Origin of the sequence: Pseudoduganella violaceinigra DSM 15887, assembly GCF_000425385.1 — a bacterium.
GTDB lineage: Bacteria > Pseudomonadota > Gammaproteobacteria > Burkholderiales > Burkholderiaceae_D > Rugamonas > Rugamonas violaceinigra.
Genome location: NZ_AUDI01000009.1, coordinates 269,049 through 289,045 on the forward strand (window position 1 = coordinate 269,049; position 19,997 = coordinate 289,045).

General features: G+C 65.5%; 17 protein-coding genes, 1 tRNA gene and 1 pseudogene. 7 read left to right on the forward strand and 12 right to left on the reverse strand.

Annotated elements, in window-relative coordinates:
* Window positions 1-39 precede the first annotated feature (39 nt).
* Both H597_RS0107565 and H597_RS0107570 read left to right on the forward strand, forming a co-directional pair.
* Window positions 40-3,282, forward strand: a complete 3,243-nt coding sequence (locus H597_RS0107565; protein ID WP_028101602.1) for a DUF2339 domain-containing protein — start codon at window positions 40-42, stop codon at window positions 3,280-3,282.
* A complete protein-coding gene (locus H597_RS0107570; protein ID WP_028101603.1) occupies window positions 3,279-4,661 on the forward strand; it encodes a DUF3999 family protein in 1,383 nt (460 codons plus the stop codon). Before H597_RS0107565 ends, H597_RS0107570 begins: the two co-directional genes overlap by 4 nt.
* Here H597_RS0107570 and pth read toward each other — a convergent pair.
* The 3 genes and pseudogenes from pth to H597_RS36205 form a co-directional block, all read right to left on the reverse strand.
* Window positions 4,658-5,242, reverse strand: a complete 585-nt coding sequence (gene pth, locus H597_RS0107575) for an aminoacyl-tRNA hydrolase (protein ID WP_028101604.1) — start codon at window positions 5,240-5,242, stop codon at window positions 4,658-4,660. The two genes, H597_RS0107570 and pth, sit on opposite strands and share 4 nt — an antisense overlap.
* 126 nt (window positions 5,243-5,368) lie before the next feature.
* A complete protein-coding gene (locus H597_RS0107580) occupies window positions 5,369-5,833 on the reverse strand; it encodes a YybH family protein (RefSeq protein ID WP_083940995.1) in 465 nt (154 codons plus the stop codon).
* Between the two features lie 71 nt (window positions 5,834-5,904).
* A pseudogene (locus H597_RS36205) lies at window positions 5,905-5,993 on the reverse strand (DUF1272 domain-containing protein); the annotation flags it as partial.
* A 132-nt stretch (window positions 5,994-6,125) separates the two neighbouring features.
* Between H597_RS36205 and H597_RS0107585 the strand changes: the two are divergent.
* Both H597_RS0107585 and H597_RS0107590 read left to right on the forward strand, forming a co-directional pair.
* Window positions 6,126-6,962, forward strand: a complete 837-nt coding sequence (locus tag H597_RS0107585) for an N-acetylmuramoyl-L-alanine amidase-like domain-containing protein (RefSeq protein WP_035373411.1) — start codon at window positions 6,126-6,128, stop codon at window positions 6,960-6,962.
* A 102-nt stretch (window positions 6,963-7,064) separates the two neighbouring features.
* The gene (locus tag H597_RS0107590; protein ID WP_028101607.1) at window positions 7,065-7,244 is read left to right on the forward strand and encodes a hypothetical protein; all 180 of its coding nucleotides are present in this window, start codon (window positions 7,065-7,067) and stop codon (window positions 7,242-7,244) included.
* Window positions 7,245-7,304: 60 nt separating this feature from the next.
* Here the strand turns inward: H597_RS0107590 and H597_RS0107595 are convergent, their stop codons facing one another.
* From H597_RS0107595 to H597_RS0107620, 6 genes are all read right to left on the reverse strand, one after another.
* Window positions 7,305-7,898: a 50S ribosomal protein L25/general stress protein Ctc gene (locus H597_RS0107595; protein ID WP_028101608.1), complete on the reverse strand. Its 594-nt coding sequence runs from the start codon at window positions 7,896-7,898 to the stop codon at window positions 7,305-7,307.
* Between the two features lie 111 nt (window positions 7,899-8,009).
* Window positions 8,010-8,960 carry a ribose-phosphate pyrophosphokinase gene (locus tag H597_RS0107600; protein ID WP_028101609.1) on the reverse strand — a complete coding sequence of 317 codons (951 nt, stop codon included), beginning with the start codon at window positions 8,958-8,960 and terminating at the stop codon, window positions 8,010-8,012.
* A gap of 110 nt (window positions 8,961-9,070) precedes the next feature.
* Window positions 9,071-9,147: transfer RNA gene (locus H597_RS0107605), tRNA-Gln, on the reverse strand.
* A gap of 77 nt (window positions 9,148-9,224) precedes the next feature.
* Window positions 9,225-10,103: a 4-(cytidine 5'-diphospho)-2-C-methyl-D-erythritol kinase gene (gene ispE / locus H597_RS0107610; RefSeq protein ID WP_028101610.1), complete on the reverse strand. Its 879-nt coding sequence runs from the start codon at window positions 10,101-10,103 to the stop codon at window positions 9,225-9,227.
* Window positions 10,104-10,105: 2 nt separating this feature from the next.
* The gene (locus tag H597_RS0107615) at window positions 10,106-10,699 is read right to left on the reverse strand and encodes an outer membrane lipoprotein LolB (RefSeq protein ID WP_028101611.1); all 594 of its coding nucleotides are present in this window, start codon (window positions 10,697-10,699) and stop codon (window positions 10,106-10,108) included.
* On the reverse strand, window positions 10,699-12,477 hold the full coding sequence (locus H597_RS0107620) for a tetratricopeptide repeat protein (RefSeq protein WP_028101612.1): 1,779 nt from the start codon (window positions 12,475-12,477) through the stop codon (window positions 10,699-10,701). Before H597_RS0107620 ends, H597_RS0107615 begins: the two co-directional genes overlap by 1 nt.
* 63 nt (window positions 12,478-12,540) lie before the next feature.
* On the opposite strand from H597_RS0107620, the gene mutM reads away from it, so the two are divergent.
* Genes mutM through mutY form a run of 3 tightly spaced genes read left to right on the forward strand, consistent with a single transcriptional unit; the run spans window position 12,541 to window position 16,417 of the window.
* Entirely contained in the window at window positions 12,541-13,374 is an 834-nt protein-coding gene (gene mutM / locus H597_RS0107625; RefSeq protein WP_028101613.1) for a bifunctional DNA-formamidopyrimidine glycosylase/DNA-(apurinic or apyrimidinic site) lyase, read from the forward strand.
* A gap of 10 nt (window positions 13,375-13,384) precedes the next feature.
* Window positions 13,385-15,313, forward strand: a complete 1,929-nt coding sequence (locus H597_RS0107630; RefSeq protein WP_028101614.1) for a dynamin family protein — start codon at window positions 13,385-13,387, stop codon at window positions 15,311-15,313.
* The gene (mutY, locus tag H597_RS0107635) at window positions 15,314-16,417 is read left to right on the forward strand and encodes an A/G-specific adenine glycosylase (protein WP_028101615.1); all 1,104 of its coding nucleotides are present in this window, start codon (window positions 15,314-15,316) and stop codon (window positions 16,415-16,417) included. It abuts the gene before it with no gap.
* A gap of 78 nt (window positions 16,418-16,495) precedes the next feature.
* On the opposite strand, the gene H597_RS0107640 is transcribed toward mutY, so the two are convergent.
* The 3 genes from H597_RS0107640 to aroKB are packed head-to-tail and all read right to left on the reverse strand — an operon-like array spanning window position 16,496 to window position 19,971.
* Window positions 16,496-17,131, reverse strand: a complete 636-nt coding sequence (locus H597_RS0107640; RefSeq protein ID WP_028101616.1) for a TMEM175 family protein — start codon at window positions 17,129-17,131, stop codon at window positions 16,496-16,498.
* Between the two features lie 59 nt (window positions 17,132-17,190).
* On the reverse strand, window positions 17,191-18,321 hold the full coding sequence (locus H597_RS0107645) for a deoxyguanosinetriphosphate triphosphohydrolase (protein ID WP_028101617.1): 1,131 nt from the start codon (window positions 18,319-18,321) through the stop codon (window positions 17,191-17,193).
* A gap of 3 nt (window positions 18,322-18,324) precedes the next feature.
* A complete protein-coding gene (gene aroKB, locus H597_RS0107650) occupies window positions 18,325-19,971 on the reverse strand; it encodes a bifunctional shikimate kinase/3-dehydroquinate synthase AroKB (RefSeq protein ID WP_083940996.1) in 1,647 nt (548 codons plus the stop codon).
* Window positions 19,972-19,997 lie beyond the last annotated feature (26 nt).

A 19,997-nucleotide genomic window follows, 5' to 3' on the forward strand; every position in this document is an offset into this window, starting at 1 on the left:
CAGTAAATAATGCTTTTAGAACAATAGAGGGAGCTTGTCATGGAATTTCTGTGGTTTATCGTGCTCGCCGTGGTGGCGCGCTGGGCCTGGACGGCCCGCCGCGACGCCCGCCACGCGCGCGAGCATGCACTGAGGCTGCAAAAGGAACTGGCGGCGCTGGAGTCCACCGTCGCCAGCCTGCAGCGCCAACGCGCCGCGCCTGCCGCTGAAATGCCCGCCGCGCCGGAGGCGGCGCCCGCTGCACCGCCCGCAGCGGCCATCCCGGTACCGGCCGTGGCCAAACCCAGCGCTGCGCCGGTGCCGGCCATGCCAGCGCAGCACGCTCCCCAGGCGGCCCGCACCGCCGTCACGCCGCCCGCGGTCCCGGCGGCGCCGGTGTCACCGGCAACGCCCGCTGCGCAAATGGAACCGGCCAAAGTGGACACCATGGCCACGCCCGCCACGGCGAGCATGTCCGACAGCGCCTGGGGCGCCGCCAAGGAAGCCGCCGCCAGCGCGCCTGCGCGGCCGCGTCCGGCGCCCCGTCCGAGCCAGCCCCCGGCATGGTTCAGCGCCGCCCGCAATTGGCTGTTTGAAGGCAATCTGGTCGCCAAAATGGGCCTGCTGATCCTGTTCATCGGCGTCAGCTTCCTGCTCAAATATGCCGCCGCCCGCGTCACCGTGCCGATCGAGCTGCGCCTGGCGGGCATCGTGCTGGCCGACGTGGCCGCCCTGGCCTGGGCCTGGCGCATCCGCCGCAGCCACAAGGGCGTCAGCCTGCCGCTGCAAGGCACGTGCATGGCCGTGCTGATGCTGGTCGTCTTCGGCGCCTTCCGCATTTACCACCTGATCCCGAGCGGCATGGCGTTCACCATGCTGTTCCTGCTCACCATCGGCACCTGCATGCTGGCGGTGCTGCAGAACGCCCAATGGCTGGCCATTTTCGGCATTGCCGGCGGCTTTGCCGCGCCGATCCTGACCTCCACCGGCCAAGGCAGCCATATCGCCCTGTTCACCTACTACGCCCTGCTCAACGCCGGCATCCTGGCCATCGCCCTCAAGCGCTCCTGGCGCGTCCTGAACCTGCTCGGTTTCGTGTTCACCTTCGCCATCGGCACGGCGTGGGGCGTGCTGCGCTACGAGCCGCAGTTCTACCAATCGGTGCAAGGCTTCCTGCTCCTGTTCTTCCTGTACTACGTTGGCATTGCCATCGCCTATGCCCACCTCGCGGCGCCCAAGCTGAAGAGTTATGTGGACGGCACCCTGGTATTCGGCACGCCGATGCTGGCGGCCAGCCTGCAATTCGGCTTGGTGAAAGACTTCGCCTTCGGCATGGCCTACTCCACCCTCGCGCTGGGCCTGTTCTACGGCGCGCTGGCCATCACGCTGGCGCGCCGGCGCGCCACCTACGGCTTGCTGGTGGATGCCTTCACCGCGCTGGCCGTGGTGTTCGGCACACTGGCCATTCCGATGGCGCTCGACGGCCGCTGGACCTCCGCCGCCTGGGCCTTGGAAGGCGCCGGCATTGTCTGGATCGGCCTGCGCCAGCGCCAGCCGCTGGCCTGGGGCTTCGGCCTGCTGGTCCAGCTGGGCGCCTGGGTCAGCTTCATCGGCTCGGTCGCCGGCCTGTCCGCTTTCAAGGCGATGAATGCCAACCTGTGGCTGGGCTTCCTGCTGCTGGCAGCCAGCGCCTGCTTCATGGCCATGCGCTTCCGCAGCCATGCCGAGGAAGAAGGCCGGCGCGGCCTGGGCGTCGTGGGCGCGCTGTTCCTGCTCGGCTCAGCGGTCTGGCTGCTGGGCGGCGCATGGACCGAAGTCATCCTGCGCACCAGCGGCAAGCTGCAAGCGGACCTGCTGGCCGTCAGCGCCATCGGCGCGGCCGTCGTCATGGGATTGATCGCACGCCGGCTGGCCTGGCCGATGGCACGCGGCCTGGCCCTGGCCACACAACTGCTCGGCGGCCTGGTACTGGGCTGCCTGCTGCTGGCCCATTGGGAAGTCGCCCCGGTTTCGCCCGATTTGTTCGCCACGCCGATCATCGGCAGCGTGATGCTGCTGGCAGGCGCCCTGTTCACCGCCTGGGCCCTGATGCGCCATGGCGCGAAAAGCGTCCTGTCCTTGTCGAACGCAATCCTGGCCTACGCCGGCATGTGGTGGCTGCTGGTGATCGTGCCGACATTCGCGAACTGGCTGCTAGCCCTTTATGAAATCGCGACCACCGGCGCGTTCGACCCGTACAGCGGCTTGCGCGCCAGCGCCTACATCCTGATGATCGCCGCCACCACGCCGCTGTTCATCGTGCTGGCGCAGCGCCTCGAATGGCCGGCCCTGCGCGCCGGTGCGCTGCCGGCCTGGGTGCTGTTCATCGTTACCACGCTCGGCATGCTCGGCGTGCTGTATGGCCGCGGCGACATGCCGGCCGGCGAGGACTGGGTTGCCTACGCGGTGCTCTGGCTGCTGTGCGAATGGCGCATGCGCCGCAGCGCCCTGCGCCATCCGGCGCTGGTACTGCTGCATACCGTGCGCACAAGCGGCCCTTGGATGATGATCTGGCCGGTTGGCGCCTACTGGATTTCGCGCGCACTGGATGGCGGCAGCGCGGATCCGGCCTGGGCCAACTTCCTGCCGGCCTGGCTGATGATGGGCGCCCTGGCCTGGGTCATGCGCCGCGTGCGCGCCGATGGCTGGCCGGTCAAGCCGGTCGCCGCCTGGTACCGCGATGTCCTGCTGCCGCTCGGTTGCGCCTGGTCGCTGCTGCTGGTCGCCGTATGGAACCTGACGCAGGACGGCGCCATGGCCCCGCTGCCCTACATCCCGCTGGCCAACCCGCTCGACCTGACCAGCATCTTTGCCCTGCTGCTGTGCGTGGCCGGCTACCGCATGCTCCGCGCCAGCCTCGCGCCGTACCGCCCGCAACTGCTGGCGGCCGGCGCGCTGGCGGCCTATGCCTGGTTCAACCTGGCGCTGCTGCGCACCGTCTCGCATTACCTTGGCGTGCCTTACCGGTTCGAGGACCTGTTCCAGTCGCAGTTCGTGCAAGCCATGCTGTCGCTGGTCTGGAGCGTGACGGCCCTGCTGCTGATGCGCCAGGCCGCGCGCAAGCTGGAACGCAAGCTGTGGATCGCCGGCGCCGTGCTGCTCGGCGTGGTGGTGGCCAAGCTGTTCCTGGTCGACCTGTCGAATGTCGGCGGCGTCGAACGCATCGTATCCTTCCTCGGCGTTGGCGCGCTCATGGTGGGCATCGGCTACCTCGCTCCGTATCCTTCGGCGCGCAATGATGAAACCAGCAAGGAGGCGGCATGAATGCCCTGCTCTTCGCCGCGGCGGCCTCCGTCGCCGCGGCCGCGCCAGGCGATACGCCGCGCGATTACACCCACGTCATCCCGCTGGCGCTCAGCGGCAAGTCCAGCGTGGTGCAGCTCCAGCTGCCGCGCGACGCCTACCTGAACGCGCGTTCGGCCAGCCTGCACGACGTGCGTATTTTCGACGCCAACGGCGCCGCACAGCCTTTCGCGCTGCGGGCACAGGAGAATACCGCCAGCACCACCCATCGCGCCCTGCCGGTGCGCATCTTCCCCCTGATGGCGGAGCGCGCCGACATGCCGATGGCGGGACTGGAAGTGAGTACGGCGACCGACGGCCGCGTGCTGTCCGTGCGCCTGCCGGCCGGCCAGGGCGAGCACGCACGCGCACGCCTGGCCGGGCTGGTGCTCGACTTGCGCCAGGAGGGCGCCGCCGAACCGGCCCAGATCGACGCCCTGCAATTCACCCTGCCGCAAGGACGCAGCACGTACACCAGCCAGGTCTTGCTGGAGGCCAGCGACGACCTGAAAAATTGGGAAGCCGTGGGCGCCGCGGAACTGAGCTGGCTCGCCAACGCCAGCGATGAAAAACTGGCGAGCGACAAGCTGGAATTCCCGGCCCGCCCCATGCGCTATGCACGCCTGAGCTGGCGCAGCGGCGAGCCCCTGCAGTTTGCCGGCATCAGCGCCCAGGCCCGGGTGCGCGGCAAGGACACCGTCGTCACCGATTCCTTGCTGCTGCAAGCGCAGCCCGGCCGCGACCCGCGCGACCTGCAGTACACCAGGCCCGCCGGCATCACGCCCCTGCGCGCGGGACTGCAGATCGACAGCGGCAATCTGGTACTGCCGGTTACGCTGGGTAGCTATCGCACGCAGCAGCGCTCCGCCCAGGTCCAATTCGAGCCCGCGGTGCGTACCACCTTCTTCCGGCTGGAACACGACGGCAAGCCGCGCGAATCGAGCGATATCGCCGTCCCGGCCTGGATCGGCGAGCGCTGGGTGCTGCGTTTCGATCAGCCGCCGGCCGTCAAGCCGGCATTGCGCATCACCTGGGAACCGGCCACGCTGGTCTTCGTCGCCGGCGGCACGCCGCCCTACACCCTGGCCGTCGGGCGCGATCAAGCCGCACCGGCGGCGCGCGACATCGCGGAGGTGGCGCCCGGCTTCTCGCAGGACGAATTGCGCAAGCTGGAGCGCGCCACAGCCGGCCCGGCGCAAGCCCAGGTCGAAGCCATGGCCGATGCCGCACGGCGCGCCAGCGCCGACAGCGGCGCAGCCCGCAACCGCCTCATCATCCTGTGGGGCGTGCTGGTGCTGGGCGTGGCGGTGGTGGCGGGGATGGTGTGGCGCCTGCTGCGCCAGGCGGACAATGCCGCTTAAGGCGTGTGCAGCTCCATCGTGGCCTTGGTGAAGTCGCCGGCGACGGCGGTGGGGATGACGCGCAGGGCTTTTTCGATGGCTTCGTCGATCAGCAGCTGCTCTTCGCGGCGCGGGCGGTGCAGCACGAAGTCGGCCACCGGCTGGTTCAGGTTCAGCGTGCGCGGATGGCCGATGCCGATGCGCAGGCGCCAGTAATCCTGGGTGCCCAGGGCGGCGGTGATGTCCTTCAAGCCGTTATGGCCGCCGGAGGAGCCGCCCTTCTTCAGCTTGGCCGCGCCGGGCGGCAGGTCCAGCTCATCGTGCACCACCAGCACTTCCTCGGGCTGGATCTTGTAGAAACGCGCGATCGCGCCGACCGACTGGCCGGAGCGGTTCATATAGGTTTGCGGTTCCAGCAGCCATAGCTGGTTGCCGCCGATGATGGTCTTGGCCACCATGGCATTGAAGCCCGCTTCGCGCTGCAGGCGTGCATTGGGCAGCGAATTGGCGAGATTGTCCACCAGCCAGAAGCCGGCGTTGTGGCGGGTTTGTTCGTAATCGGCTCCGGGGTTGCCGAGGCCAACGATCAGGCGGATGGGCATAGTCTTGCGCTTGCGAGTGCAAAACCGCAGATTATACCCGCGCGCTCAGCCCAACACGCTGTGCGCGGGCAAGGCCAGCTCGCCCGTGCGGCTCGTGGCCAGCATGCAGCAACGATGGCAGCGGCACTATTTCGGCGGCATGCTGTCGGCGTTCCAGGTATCGCGCCAATACATCCACTTGCCATTGACCTTGCGGTTCACGGAAAGGAATTTGCCGGTCTCGACCACCTTGCCATCCTTGTCCTTGACGATATACGTGCCGGACGACCAGCCAAGGTTGCCGTTTGTGCCGCCATCGCTTTTCTCGCCGAAACTGAACGCCATGCCCGACTGGCTGGCGCCCTGCGCTTCTTTCAGCAGGAATGCGCGGATTGCCGCGCGGCCCATGACGGCGGGCGCGCCTGGCGGCATCAGCACCGCGTTGTCGTCATACAGGCTGGCCAGCGCATCACCGTCGGCGGCCTTGAACGCCTTCAGCCAATTCTGGTCGACCGCCTTCACGGCGGCCATTTCGGCTTTGGCGTCGGCCGCAAACACCGGCGCCGAACCCACGGCAGCCAATACCATCACCCCTGCAAGTTGCGCGTTCATTGGACAGCCCTCCTCGTGACGGATCGTCGTATCAGCTTAGACCCGCCCCGCCGGCAATTCAACGCTGGTGCGGTGCTGGCCGGGTCCGCGCCCAGATAGTTGTTCCAGTTTGTCACGGGCGGATCGGGCGCGGCACGAAACCGCCGCCGCAATTCGGGCAGGTAAGAAGACAATGCCATACGAATTTCGCACCCGGCGCTGGCGGCTACCGTCGGGCATCCATTACACTGGCAGCAGCCGAGCTCCTGTCCGAGCCCCTCGGCGTCCACAATATGTTGAAAGTGCCCACCTGATGCCCCTCCTCGCCAGCCTGGTATTCGCCGCAGCTTTGGCTTCGGCAAGCGAACCCAAACAGATTTACCAGATGTCGCCGCAAGAGGCCGGCGCCTTCATCACCGAATTGCGGCGCACCGAGCCCGACCTGCGCAAACGCATCGCCGCCATCGGCCGCCGCAATATCGGCCAGCCGTACAAGCTGAACCTGCTCGGCGAATTCCCTTATGAGCTGCACGATACGCTGCCCATGTACAGCCTGGGCGCCAGCGATTGCCTGGTGTTCGCCGAACATACTTACGCGATGGCGCTGAGCGCGTCATGGGAAGAGTTTTTCTGGACGCTGCAGCGCATCCGCTACAAGGATGGCGTGATCGGCGTCGCCAGCCGCAACCATTACATGGAAGTGGACTGGAACATCAACAACCGCTGGCTGCTGTCCGACGCAAGCAGCGGCGCCAGCTATGCGATGCGGGTCGACCGCGCCCGGTTCCTGCTGAGCCAGCACCATGTGCAGCGCGCGATACCGGTGCAGGACAGCGTCGAATCCTTCCTGCCGGTGGCACGCGCCATGCGCGAATTCAGCACGCTGGAGGAAGGCGATCTGGTGGAAGTGGTATCGGTGCGCCAGGGCCAGCACATGGTCACCCATGTCGGCCTGGTTGTGCTCGATGCGCAGGGCCAGCGCCGCCTCCTGCATTCGTCGGCCCCGGCGGTACGCGAGGAGCCCTTCGAAGCCTTTATTGCGCGCACCCAGGCACGCCCACAGAACGGCTTAGCGGGATTCAAGTTCCTGCGCCTGAACGAATCCATTGCCGTCCCGCCTGCGGCGCCGCAGCCGCGCCCCGCTGCCTAACTTGCAATTAATTATTTAACAATATTCACGGGGATTAATGTTAGGATTTGCGTGGCCTGCTGTTAAAGGCCCATTAAACCAACATAATGAAAGTGGAGAACCGTGAATAAACTGAAAACAGCAATCCTGGTTGCAGCCATCGGCATGGGTTTTGGCATTTCGTACAGCGTGTCGGCATCCCCAGGCTGGGAAAATTGCCAGATCATGAAGGATGAGTGCGCAGCCGGCGACGCCGCTGCCTGCCGCTTCTTCCGAACCTTGTGCCACGGTTCCGAAGCATAATCGGGACAGGTAAAAAAAAACCCGCGCCAGGCGCGGGTTTTTTATTGCGGCGAAAGAGGATTACTCTTTGGCGGCAGCGGCTTCAGCAGCAACGGCGCCGGCTGGCACGGATGCGGTAGCGATGGTGGCATCGGAACCGTGGGTCACGATGGTCACGCCTTTTGGCAGCTTCAGCTGGGAAGCGTGGATCGACTGGCCAACGTCCATGGTGGACAGGTCAACGCTCAGGAACTCTGGCAGGTCAGCTGGCAGGCAGGAGATTTCGATCTCGTTGGCCACGTGGCTGATGGTTGCAGCGTGCAGTTTCACAGCTGGGGACACTTCAGCGTTTTCGAAGTGCAGGGCAACTTTCACGTGCAGTGGCTTGTTGGCGTCAACGCGCTGGAAGTCAGCGTGCAGCACCAGTTGCTTGAACGCGTGCATCTGGAAGTCACGCAGCAGCACTTTCTGTACGGCGCCGTCGATTTCCAGGTCCAGGATGGACGAGTGGAAAGCTTCTTTTTTCAGCGCGTGGAACAGTGCGTTGTGGTCCAGGGCGATGGTCACCGGGGCTTCGGTGCCACCGTAGATGATGCCAGGGGTCTGGCCGGAATTGCGCAGGCGGCGGCTCGCACCCGTACCTTGCAGATCACGTTTGAATGCTACAACTTTCATGGAATACTCCAAAAAATAAAACAAGGCTTGCGCCTTGTCGGTAAAGAAGTGCCCCGCGACCAGGGCACTTCGACAAATCGGCCGCGGCGTAGGCCACGGCCGGCAAATCTTTTAGTCGACGAACAGGGAAATCACCGAGTCGCCCTTGATGATGCGCTTGAAGGTCTCGGCCAGCAGCGGTGCGCAGGTCAGTTGGCGGATCTTGCCGCAAGCCTTGGCCGCTTCGGACAGCGGGATGGTGTCGGTCACCACCAGCTCGTCCAGCGAGGAGCCGGAGATGCGGTCGATCGCCGGGCCGGACAGCACAGCATGGGTGCAGTAAGCGACCACTTTCTTGGCGCCGCGCTCTTTCAGCACTTCAGCGGCTTTCACCAGGGTACCTGCGGTGTCGACCATATCGTCCATGATCACGCAGTTACGGCCTTCCACGTCGCCGATGATGTTCATTACTTCGGACACATTGGCCTTTGGGCGGCGCTTGTCGATGATGGCCAGATCGCAGTTCAGGCGCTTGGCCAGTGCACGGGCGCGCACCACGCCGCCGACGTCCGGGGACACCACCAGCAGGTCTTGCTCGGCCTTCTTCTGCAGGTCGCCCAGCAGGATCGGCGAAGCGTAAATATTGTCTACCGGGATATCGAAGAAGCCCTGGATCTGGTCGGCGTGCAAGTCCATGATCAGGACGCGCTCGACGCCGGCTTCTTCCAGCATATTGGCGACGACTTTGGCGGAAATGGCCACGCGCGCGGAACGCGGACGGCGATCCTGGCGGGCATAGCCAAAGTACGGAATTGCAGCGGTGATACGGCCAGCGGACGCACGTTTCAGGGCATCAACCATCAGGATCAGTTCCATCAGGTTGTCATTGGTCGGCGCGCAAGTCGATTGCAGCACGAAGACGTCTTTACCGCGGACGTTCTCGTTGATTTCGACCATGACTTCGCCGTCCGAAAACTTCGAGACGACTGCTTTGCCGAGTGGTATGCCGAGATTTTTTGCGACCCCTTCTGCCAAGGCAGGATTAGCGTTGCCGGTAAAAACCATCAGGTTTTCGTAAGCCATTGGGAGTCCCGAGAGGTAGTGTTGAATTCTTTGAGGCACTCCTGCGTGGCAGGAGCTTTTGTCTTGACCCTGGCTGGAGACTGCTGCCTCGACAGACCCAGGGAAAACGGTGGCAGGGGAACAAGGATTCGAACCTTGGTATGCCGGAATCAAAATCCGGTGCCTTAACCAGCTTGGCGATTCCCCTACTCTTAACTGACTGTCTTTCGTCAGTAGGCCGACATTATATAGCCTATTTCACGAAAAACCAAATCTTTTTTCGCTTCACAACATGGCGATGATCGGATGCCGTTTCAGTGCCTTCGCTTTCCATCCGGTCCAGGCGGCTGGCACTTTCGCAAGCACAGCATCGGCCTGTTCTTCGCTATGGATCGCGACGAACACACAAGCTCCGGAGCCAGTCATCCTGGCGTCACCGTAAGCGCCCAGCCATTCTACCGCGTCTGCTACTTGCGGGAATAAGCGGCACGCCACTTGTTGCAAATCGTTCTTCCCAAACTGCCGCAGATCTTGTCGATTTGCATGGTAGCTGGAAAAGTCCGACATCTTAACGGGCGGCGTATTCCTTGTCAAATGCTCTGAAGTAAATATTTGCGCCGTCGGACAGGCCACCCCGGGCTCGATAACAACATACCAACAGTCTGCGGCATCGACCGCCTGCAAGTCCTCCCCCACGCCTTCGGCAAAACCGGTTTCGCCAAAGATGAAGAACGGCACGTCGGCCCCCAGCGGTAAGGCCAGCGCCATCAATTCCTCGCGCGTCAAGCCGGCATGCCACAGTTTGTTCAGCGCCATGAAGGTGGTGGCCGCGTCGGACGAACCGCCCCCCAGTCCGCCGCCCATGGGCAGGATCTTGTCGACCGTGATATTAACGCCCGGCGGCAGCGCGCCGCGGCGGCGCAGCACTTCAGCCTGCAGCAGGCGGGCGGCGCGGATCACCAGGTCCTGGTCGGCCGGCACGCCGGCAATGTCATTGGTCCGATGCAGCTCGGCGTCCGCACGCAGCGAAAAGTGCAGCGTGTCGCTGCGGTCGATGATCTGGAAGACCGATTGCAGCAGGTGGTAGCCGTCGGCGCGGCGGCCATTCACATGCAGGAACAGGTTCAGCTTGGCCGGGGCCGGGCAGTTCAACAGGCTATGCATGCTCATTCGACGATCACGATGCGCAGGGCCATTTGCTGGATGCCGCCGCCGCCCGGATGGTCGGCGTCAATGCGCAGCGGGCGCGGCAGCTCGCTGCCGGCCTGCCACGTGACGTAGCGCAAATGCCAGCCATCGGGCGTGGTCACCTCGTTATGGGCGGGACTGGCCGACCAGGGCTTGCCGTCGGCCGCCGTGGCGTGGCCCTGCAGCCAGCCGCGCAGGCCGGACACGGGCAGCGCCCAGCCCAGTGCGCGGGCGCTCAGGGCGTCGATGCTGTCGGCGCTCAGCGGCGCCTTGTTGCCGCCCTGGCGCAGCGTCGCGCCCTGGGGCGTCACGGCGATCGCGGCCACCTTCGTGCCGAAGGGATCGAACAGGGCGACGTCGGTATGCTGCGCGTCCTGCTGCCAGTCGAATCTCACGGTCACCGATTGCTGGGTGCCGTCCTGCAGGTATTGCACATTCAGGCGCCCCGACACGGACAGCGTCTCCGCATACGGTGCGACGGCGGCGGTGGATGGGGGCGCGGAGGGCGCGGTGGCGCAGCCGCACAGGATGGCGGCCGCGCCAGCCAAGGCGGCAAGTGTCTTGAAGCTCATTAAATTCCAGCGTTAAGGCGCGCCAGCGTCGAGCGCAGCGCGTCATTGTTCGGGTCCTTGGCGCGCGCTTCGCGCCACAGTCTGGCGGCGCCGGCCTTGTCGCCCTGTTTCCACAACACCTCGCCCAGGTGCACCGCGATGTCGGCGTCGCTGCGCAGCGCATACGCCTGGCGCAGCGATTGCTCGGCGTCCTTCAGTTTGCCCATGCGGAACAAGACCCAGCCCATGCTGTCCATGATGTACGGGTCGCCCGGCGCCATCTTCAGCGCCTTGTCGATCAACTCATAGGCTTCCTCCAGGCGCACATTGCGGTCCGCCAGCGAGTAGCCCAGCGCATTGTAGGCGTGGTGGTTGTCCGGCACCGATTCGATCACCTTGCGCAGCGCCGTTTCCATGGCCTCGACCTTGCCCAGCTTTTCAGCCGCCAGCGCATAGTCGTACATCAGGTCCGGGCTGTTGGGGAAGCGCAGCACACCATCTTCCAGGGTCTTGAAGGCGTCCATGGCACGGCCGGCGTCGCGCAGCAGCTGGCCTTCCGTCTGCAGGATCTGCACTTGCTCGGCCTGGTCGGCCGGCGTGATGCCTTTCAGCTGCGCGCGCGCGCCGTCAAGGTCGCCCTTGCGCGCCGTGAGATGGGCGCGCTTCAGGCGGGCCGACAGGATGGTGCGGGCATCGTCGCCGTCGATCTTGTCGAGCCAGGCCAGGGCGCCGTCGAAATCGCCCTTTTCCTCGGCGATCTGGGCCAGCAGCATGAGCGCCTTGTTCGGGTCGCGCTCGGGGTCGGGCTGGCTGGCCAGCACCTCCACATAGTGCTTCAGATATCCTTCGGCCGCCGGCATGTCCTGCCCCTGCAGCGCCATGATGCCCAGCGCGTACAGGGTGCCGGGATTGTCCGGCTGGTCTTTCAGCAGGAGCTCGAACTGCCCGCGCGCCTGCTCGTACTGCTTTTGCTCCACCAGCAGGCGGGCATAGGCGGACCGCACTTCGCGCGCGGCCGGGTATTTCTGCAGGAAGGCGGCGAACAGGGTTTGCGCGCCATCGAGGTCGCCCAGCACCTGGCCCAGGGTCAGCGTCGCCAGCTCCGAATCGGGCTTGAGCGCCACCGCCTTTTGCGCTTCGGCGCGGGCGCGTTCAGCGTTGGCGGCGGCATGGGCGCCCTGGGCCAGCACCAGGTGCGATTCCTGCGTAGTCAGGTAGGGTTGCAGCACGCGCTCCATGAGGGCGAAGGCGGCCGGCTTGTCCTTGGCGCGCAGCAGGAATTGCTGCATCTGGAACATCAGCAGCGGACGGCCGTTGGCCGGCGCCGCCTTCAGCCGCTGCGCGAACAGCTGTTCCGCTTCGCCCAAGTCGTCGCCCAGCACGGCGAAGCCGAGGAAGTATTGCGCAGCCTCGTCGGAATCGGGCGCCAGTTCGCGCCACAGGCGGATCGCCGCCAGGGCTTCATTGCCCTGCTTGGCCGACAGCGCCATTTCCGAGGCACGGCGCGCCAGGCGCGGGTCGCGCGTCTGCTGCGCCAGCAGCAGCATCGTCACGTAAGCGCTTTGCCACTGGCCGCGCTTGAAATCAAGTTCGGCCTTGGTCAGTTTGTAGAACAAATCGCTGGTCAGTTCGACACCAGGCAGCTTTTCCTCGGGCGCCGCGGCTTGGGCCGGGGCCTCGGCCGCCGGGGCTGGAGCTGCCTCGGCCGGCGCCGGGCCGCTTACGGCCTGCTCCGTTGGCGCGACAGCGCAAGCGGACATCAGGGTCGACAGGGTTACAATGGCGAATGCGTTTTTCAAAGGAAGATCCTGCAAGTCGGGCTCAAGACTTGATTCTACGCCAACCTGTAGAAAACCACCCTCATGCCAGAATTACCAGAAGTCGAAGTCACCCGGCGCGGTGTCGCCCCCCACATCGACGGCCGTATCGTGCGCGATGTGGTGCTGCGCCGCGACGGCTTGCGCTGGCCCTTTCCGCCGGACTTGCCGCTCCTGCTGGCGGGCAAGCGCGTCGACGGCACCGGCCGCCGCGGCAAATACCTGTTGCTGCAGTTCGCGCATGGCACGCTGATCATTCACCTTGGCATGAGCGGCCACCTGCGCGTGCTGCCGTCGGGTATCCCGCCGGAGAAACATGATCATTTCGACATGATGGTGGAAGGCGAGGACGGCCGCCATGTGTTGCGCCTGACCGACCCGCGCCGCTTCGGCGCCGTGCTATGGCATGCGGCGCAGGACGGCGACCTGGCCCAGCACGCCCTGCTGCGCGGCCTGGGCGTCGAGCCGCTGGGCCCCGCCTTCACCGGCAGGCTGCTGTTCGAGCAGACGCGCACGCGCAGCGCAGCCGTCAAGCAGGTGCTGATGGCCGGCGATATCGTGGTGGGCGTGGGCAATATCTACTGCTCTGAGAGCCTGTTCCGCGCCGGGATCAACCCGAAAACAGCCGCCAACCGCATCAGCGCGGCCCGCTACGACCGCCTGGCGCAAGCCATCCGCGACGTGCTGGCCGAGGCAATTGTTCAGGGTGGTAGCACTTTGCGTGACTTTATCGGTGTAAATGGCCAATCAGGCTATTTCCAACAGACATATTTCGTCTATGATCGTGCTGGTGTGCCTTGCCGTTTATGCGGCGCGCCTGTGCGCCAGATCAAGCAAGGCCAACGATCTACTTTTTATTGTGTAAATTGTCAGAAATAACGAGAAGCTAATGGTACGGGACCTGGAACAATACAGCCAATGGCGCAATGGCGTCATGGGCGCCGTCGCAAACTACCGTGACTGGGTCGTGCAGGCCGACCTGGCCGACGCGTCGACCGAACAGCGCCTTGCGCGCACACTATCCAAGCTGGCCGACGACAAGTTGACGGTGGCCTTTGTGGCGGAATTTTCGCGCGGCAAATCTGAACTGATCAATTCGATCTTCTTCGCCGATTTCGGCCAGCGCATCCTGCCGTCGGCGGCCGGCCGCACCACCATGTGCCCGACCGAGCTGATGTACGACCCGGCCTACCCGGCCTGCATCCGCCTGCTGCCGATCGAGACGCGCGCCGAGAACCTGTCGACCAGCGACTACCGCGACGACCCGCATGCCTGGACTGTGCTGCCGCTGCTGCTCGATACGCCGGAACAGATGCAGGACGTGTTCAAGCAGGTCAGCCTGACGCGCCACGTGCCGGTGGCCGAAGCCAAGCGCTACGGCCTGTACGACGAGAACGATCCCGACATGAGCGCCACGCTGGACAACGAGGGCCTGGTCGAGATTTCGCAGTGGCGCCATGCCATCATCAACTTCCCGCACCCGCTGCTCAAGCAAGGCCTGGTGATCCTCGACACGCCGGGCCTGAACGCCATCGGTACCGAGCCGGAACTGACGCTGAACATGATTCCCCATGCGCATGCGGTGCTGTTCATCCTGGCCGCCGACACCGGCGTCACCAAGAGCGATATCGAAGTCTGGCGCACCCATATCGGCAACGGCGCCGGCCGCATGGTGGTGCTGAACAAGATCGACTCCATGTGGGATCCGCTGCGCACCGAAGAGCAGATCGAAACCGAGATCGCGCGCCAGCGCGAACACGCGGCCCATATGCTGGGCCTCGATGCGCGCCAGGTCTTCCCCGTCTCGGCGCAAAAGGCCCTGGTGGGCAAGATCACGGGCGACCATGAGCTGGTGCACAAGAGCCGCATGAAGCAGCTGGAAAGCGCCCTGTTCAACGAATTGATCCCGGCGCGCAAGGACATCATCCGCCGCCGCCTGGGCGAAGAGCTGGCGGCGCTGAGCGGCGGCCAGTACGCGGCGCTGTCGGCCAAGACGCGCGGCATCGTCGAGCAGCTGCTGGAGCTGAAAGGCTTGCGCGGCAAGAACCAGTCCGTGATCGCGCACATGGCGCGCCGCGTCGACGCCGAGAAGAAGGAATTCGACGAAAGCCTGTTCAAGCTGCAGGCCACGCGCGCCGTGTTCACGCGCCTGTCCACCGAGCTGTACTCGAGCCTGGGCATGGGCATCCTGCGCGACAACCTGGTCAAGGCGCGCGCTGAAATGCAGAAGACCAGCTTCACCATCGGTATGCGCGACGCGATCAAGGACTACTTCGACAGCATCCACGCCAACCTGGATGAATCGGAGCGCAAGATCGCCGAAATCCGCGCCATGATGGAAACCATGTACAAGAAGTTCTCGGCCGAGCACGGCCTGGCGCTGGCCATGCCGATGGCTTTCTCGCTGGCCAAGTACCGCGAAGAGATCAACGAAGCGCACGGCATCTACGAAAAGCAGTTCGGCACGGCGGTCATGCTGACCACCTCGCGCGTGGTGCTGATGGAGCGCTTCTTTGATTCCGTGGCGTCGGCCGTGAAGCGCTGCTTCAAAGCCGCCAATGCCGACACCGATGCCTGGCTCAAGGTGATCATGGCGCCGCTGGAAGCGCAGATCCGCCAGCACAAGGAACAGCTGAAGCACCGCCAGCAGTCGATCGCGCGCATCCATGACGCCACCGATACGCTGGAACAGAAGATCGAAGCCTTCGAAGCCAGCCAGGCCGAGCTGGAAGCGCAGAAAGCCAAGCTCGCTGCGCTGGCGGCCGCCATCAACGATGCCATCGCGGCCGAACCGGTGGCGCTGGAGGCAGCGGCGTAAGTGCAGTACCAGGACCCGAGCTTCGCGGCCGCCCTGGTCGCGTGGCAGAAACAGCACGGGCGCCACGGCCTGCCGTGGCAGAACACGCGCGACGCCTACCTGGTGTGGCTGTCCGAAATCATGCTGCAGCAGACCCAGGTCGCGGCGGTACTGGGCTATTACGCGCGCTTCCTGGAGCGCTTTCCCACCCTGGCCTCGCTGGCCGCCGCTTCCGTCGACGATGTGATGGCGCAGTGGGCCGGCCTCGGTTACTACACCCGGGCCCGCAACCTGCATAAATGCGCGCAGCGCGTGGTCGCAGAGTACGGCGGCGTGTTCCCGTCCGACCCGGCCCTGCTGGCCGAACTGCCCGGCATCGGGCGTTCCACGGCGGCCGCCATCGCGGCATTCTCCGCCGGCCGGCGCGCCGCCATCATGGACGGCAATGTGAAGCGCGTGTTTGCGCGCGTGTTCGGCATTGACACCTACCCGGGCGAGCGCAGGACGGAGGAAGCCATGTGGGCGCGCGCGGAAGCGCTCGCCCCCGACGAAGACATCGAAGCCTACACCCAGGGCTTGATGGACATGGGCGCGACCCTGTGCACGCGCAGCAGCCCGTCCTGCGAACGCTGCCCGATGCAGGCGCGCTGCGTGGCCTACGCCACCGGCCGCACCGCCGAACTGCCGGTGCGTAAGCCGAAGAAGGCCACGCCGGAGAAAGCGGCGCGCATGCTGCTGCTGGTCGACCGCGGCCAGGTGCTGCTGGAGCAGCGCCCCGCCGTTGGCATCTGGGGCGGCCTGCTGTCGCTGCCCGAGCTGGACGGCCACCTGCCGCTGGCGGACGCCGGGGAGCCGGCAGCGGATGCGGCGGTTGCCGCCGCCGTGCAGCCATTCGGCGTCATGGAATCGCTGGAGCGCCTGCTGCCGGTGATGCACGTCTTCACCCATTACAAGCTGCACATCCAGCCGCTGCTGGTCACGCTGTCGTCGCGCGCCGCGCTGGCCGGCGAACAGCGCTACCAATGGCTCGACGCCGGCGCCCTGCCTGGCGCGGCCCTACCGGCCCCCATCAAGAAGCTGCTGCTTGAGCTGCTCGGCGAACACCGCCAGGCGCGCATCTTCTGATCGCACGCGGGAACGATGCCGTTACGCCAGGGTGCACGGCCGTCCCGCTGACGCGGACGTCGCGTGGACTGCGCCGCCTCACCCCCGGTGCATGCGGCGCGTCAGCAAATTGCCCAGCGGGCGCCCCAGGAACAGCAGCATGAAGGCGGTGTTGGCGATGCCCGGCGCCCGGCCCGCCAGCAGCACGGTCAGACCGGCGATGAGGATCAGGGTGCCCTGGCGGATGCAGACGCCGGCGTAGGTCGCCTTGTCCATGGGGTGCGCGCACAGCTCCGGGTGTTTATAGATGCGCGCGGCCACCAGCAGCGAGCCGACGGCCATGATGGTCATCACGGCCGCATACACCAACTGCGCCAGCTGCGACAGGAAGCGGCCATTCACAGCCGACGCGAACGGCAGCAGGCTGGCCCCCGCCAGCAGCAGGATGGTGTAGCACAGCAAGGGCCCGTCGACATGGCGCACATAGCTGTACAGGCGGTGGTTGCCGACCCAGAAAATGGCCAGCACCAGGAAGCTGATGACCCAGGAGCCGAAGGTGGGCGCCAGTTCGCCCAGCACATGCAGCAGCTCGGCGCTGCTGGTGGCCTGCACATGTTCGGGCAGTTTCAGTTCGATCACCAGCAAGGTCATGGCGACGGCGAAGATGCCGTCGACCAGGGCTTCGATACGATGCTTGCTCAGTTGCGGGACGGCGGCGAGGGAGGTGTCGTTCATGGCTCTTCTGGCAAGTTGTGTTTGCCGGAAGAGTAACCCGCCCCGGGCCCCGATGCAAGCTAGAGGTTTTCCAGCGAATATAGGCGGCGGTGCTCGGCGATCGCGTAGCGGTCGGTCATGCCGGCGATGTAGTCGGCCACGCGGCGCGCCTGCGCCGTGGCCTCGCCCCCCGCCACCCGGTAGTCGGGCGGCAGCAGCGAAGGATCGGCGGCGAATGCCTGGTACAGCTCGCGCACCATGCGGCTGGCCTTCAGGCGCATGCGGTTGACCTTATAGTGCCGGTACAGGTTCTCGTGCAGGAAGCGCTTCAGCTCCGTGGCATCCTTGCGCAGCCGGTCCGAGAAGCGGATCAGGGGCGGCGCGGCGCGCACCTCGTCCAGGCTGCGCGGCGCGTGCGCCGCGATGCGCGCCTGCGATGTGGCGATCAGGTCGTCGGCCAGCGCCGTGATCAGGCGGCGCAGGGTTTCGTAGATGGCGCGCCGGCCGGACAGGCCCGGATGCGCCGCCTGCACCTCGCGCCACAGGCGGCCGAAGAATGCCACCTGCTCCAGCTGGGCGATGGTGATCAGGCCGGAGCGCAGGCCGTCGTCGATATCGTGGCTGTTGTAGGCGATTTCGTCGGCCAGGTTGGTCAGCTGGGCTTCCAGCGAAGGCTGGGTCTTGTCGAGGAAGCGCTGTCCCACTTCGCCCAGCTGGCGCGCATTGTTCACCGAGCAGTGCTTCAGGATGCCTTCGCGCGTTTCGAACATCAGGTTCAAGCCGTCGAAGGCGCCGTATTGCTCTTCCAGCAGGTCGACCACGCGCAGGCTTTGCAGGTTGTGCTCGAAGCCGCCGTGTTCCTTCATGCATTCATGCAGCACGTCCTGCCCCACATGGCCGAAGGGCGTGTGCCCCAGGTCGTGCGCCAGGGCGATCGCTTCCACCAGGTCTTCGTTCAGGCGCAGGTTGCGCGCCAGCGAGCGGCCGATCTGCGCCACTTCCAGGCTGTGCGTCAGGCGCGTGCGGAACAGGTCGCCCTCGTGGTTGAGGAAGACCTGGGTCTTGTATTCAAGCCGGCGGAAGGCGGTCGAATGGATGATGCGGTCGCGGTCGCGCTGGAACTGCGAACGCGAGGCGTGCGGCGTTTCCGGGAAGCGGCGGCCGCGCCCCTGGCCGGAATGTGCCGCGTAGGGGGCGAGCGTCTCTTCCATGCCTTATTCCGTGCAGGCGGCCAGGGTTTGCAGCAGCAGCTCGCGCGGCGCCGTCGTGACGCGCGCCTGGCCCAGGGCGTCGAGCAGGATGAACTTGATGTCGCCGCCCTCGTTCTTCTTGTCCACTTCCATCAGCTCCAGCCAGCGCGCGGCGCCCAGGTCGGGCGCCGCGAACGGCAGGCCGGCGGCCGCCACCAGGTCGCGGATGCGTTCCACGGCGGCGCTGTCGATCCAGCCCAGGCGCTGCGACAAATCCGCCGCCATCACCATGCCGCAGCCAACGGCCTCGCCGTGCAGCCAGGCGCCGTAGCCCATGCCGGCCTCGATGGCGTGGCCGAAGGTGTGGCCGAAATTCAGGATCGCGCGCAGGCCGCCTTCGCGTTCATCCTGGCGCACGATGTCGGCCTTGATTTCGCAGGAGCGCGCGATAGCGTAGGCCAGCGCGGCCTTGTCGCGCGCCAGCAGCAGGCCCATATTGGCCTCGATCCATTCGAAGAAAGGCAGGTCGATGATGCAGCCGTACTTGATCACTTCGGCAAGGCCGGCCGACAGTTCGCGCAGCGGCAGCGTCTCCAGGGTGGCGGTGTCGGCGATCACCGCCTTGGGCTGGTAGAAGGCGCCGATCATGTTCTTGCCCAGCGGATGGTTGATGCCGGTCTTGCCGCCCACCGAGGAATCGACCTGCGACAGCAAGGTGGTCGGCACCTGCACGAAGTCGACGCCGCGCATATAGGAGGCGGCCGCGTAGCCGGTCATATCGCCGATCACGCCGCCGCCCAGGGCCACCAGGGTGGTCTTGCGGTCGGCCTTATTGGCCAGCAGCGCATCGAACACCTTCATCAGCGACGCCCAGTGTTTGTGCTCTTCGCCGTCCGGCAGCACCACTTCGATCACTTCCTTGCCGGCCGCGAGCAGCGGGGCGCGCACGCGCTCCATGTACAGCGGGGCCACGGTGTCGTTGGAGACGATCGCTACTTTCGTGCCGCCCACATGCCTTGGCAGCAGGCTGGCGTCGTCCAGCAGCGCAGGGCCGATGACGATCGGGTAGCTGCGTTCGGCCAGGTCGACGTTGAGCAGGATACTGGTTTGTTCATTCATTGCGGGTTGTGCCTTGGTCACGCAGTTGGGCGCGGCCTGGCAGGCCAGCGCGTCGAGCTGGTTGATGATGGTCTGGAGCATCGATTGTACGTTAGGACGGCCGGTGTCGACGACCAGGTCGGCCATCTCCAGGTACAGCGGCTCGCGCTGCGCCAGCAATTCTTCCAGCTTGCGGCGCGGGTCGGCCGTCTGCAGCAGCGGCCGGTTCTTGTCGTGCGCAGTGCGCGCCAGGATCGCATTGACGGTGGCGCGCAGGTAGACGACGGTGCCGCGCTCCATGAGCAGGGCACGGCTGCCGGCGTCGAGGATGGCGCCGCCGCCGGTGGCCAGTACGATGCCCTGCTCGCTGGCCAGCTCGCGTATCACTTCGGCCTCGCGCCGCCGGAACGCCGCTTCGCCTTCGATTTCGAAGATCCACGGGATCGAGGCCCCCGTGCGGCTTTCGATTTCATGGTCCGAATCGACAAAGCGCAGGCCCAGCTTGCGGGCCAGCTGGCGGCCGATGGTCGTCTTGCCCGCCCCCATCAACCCAACTAAATATACATTTTGCATGCACGCATGATAGCTCAAATTGCGGC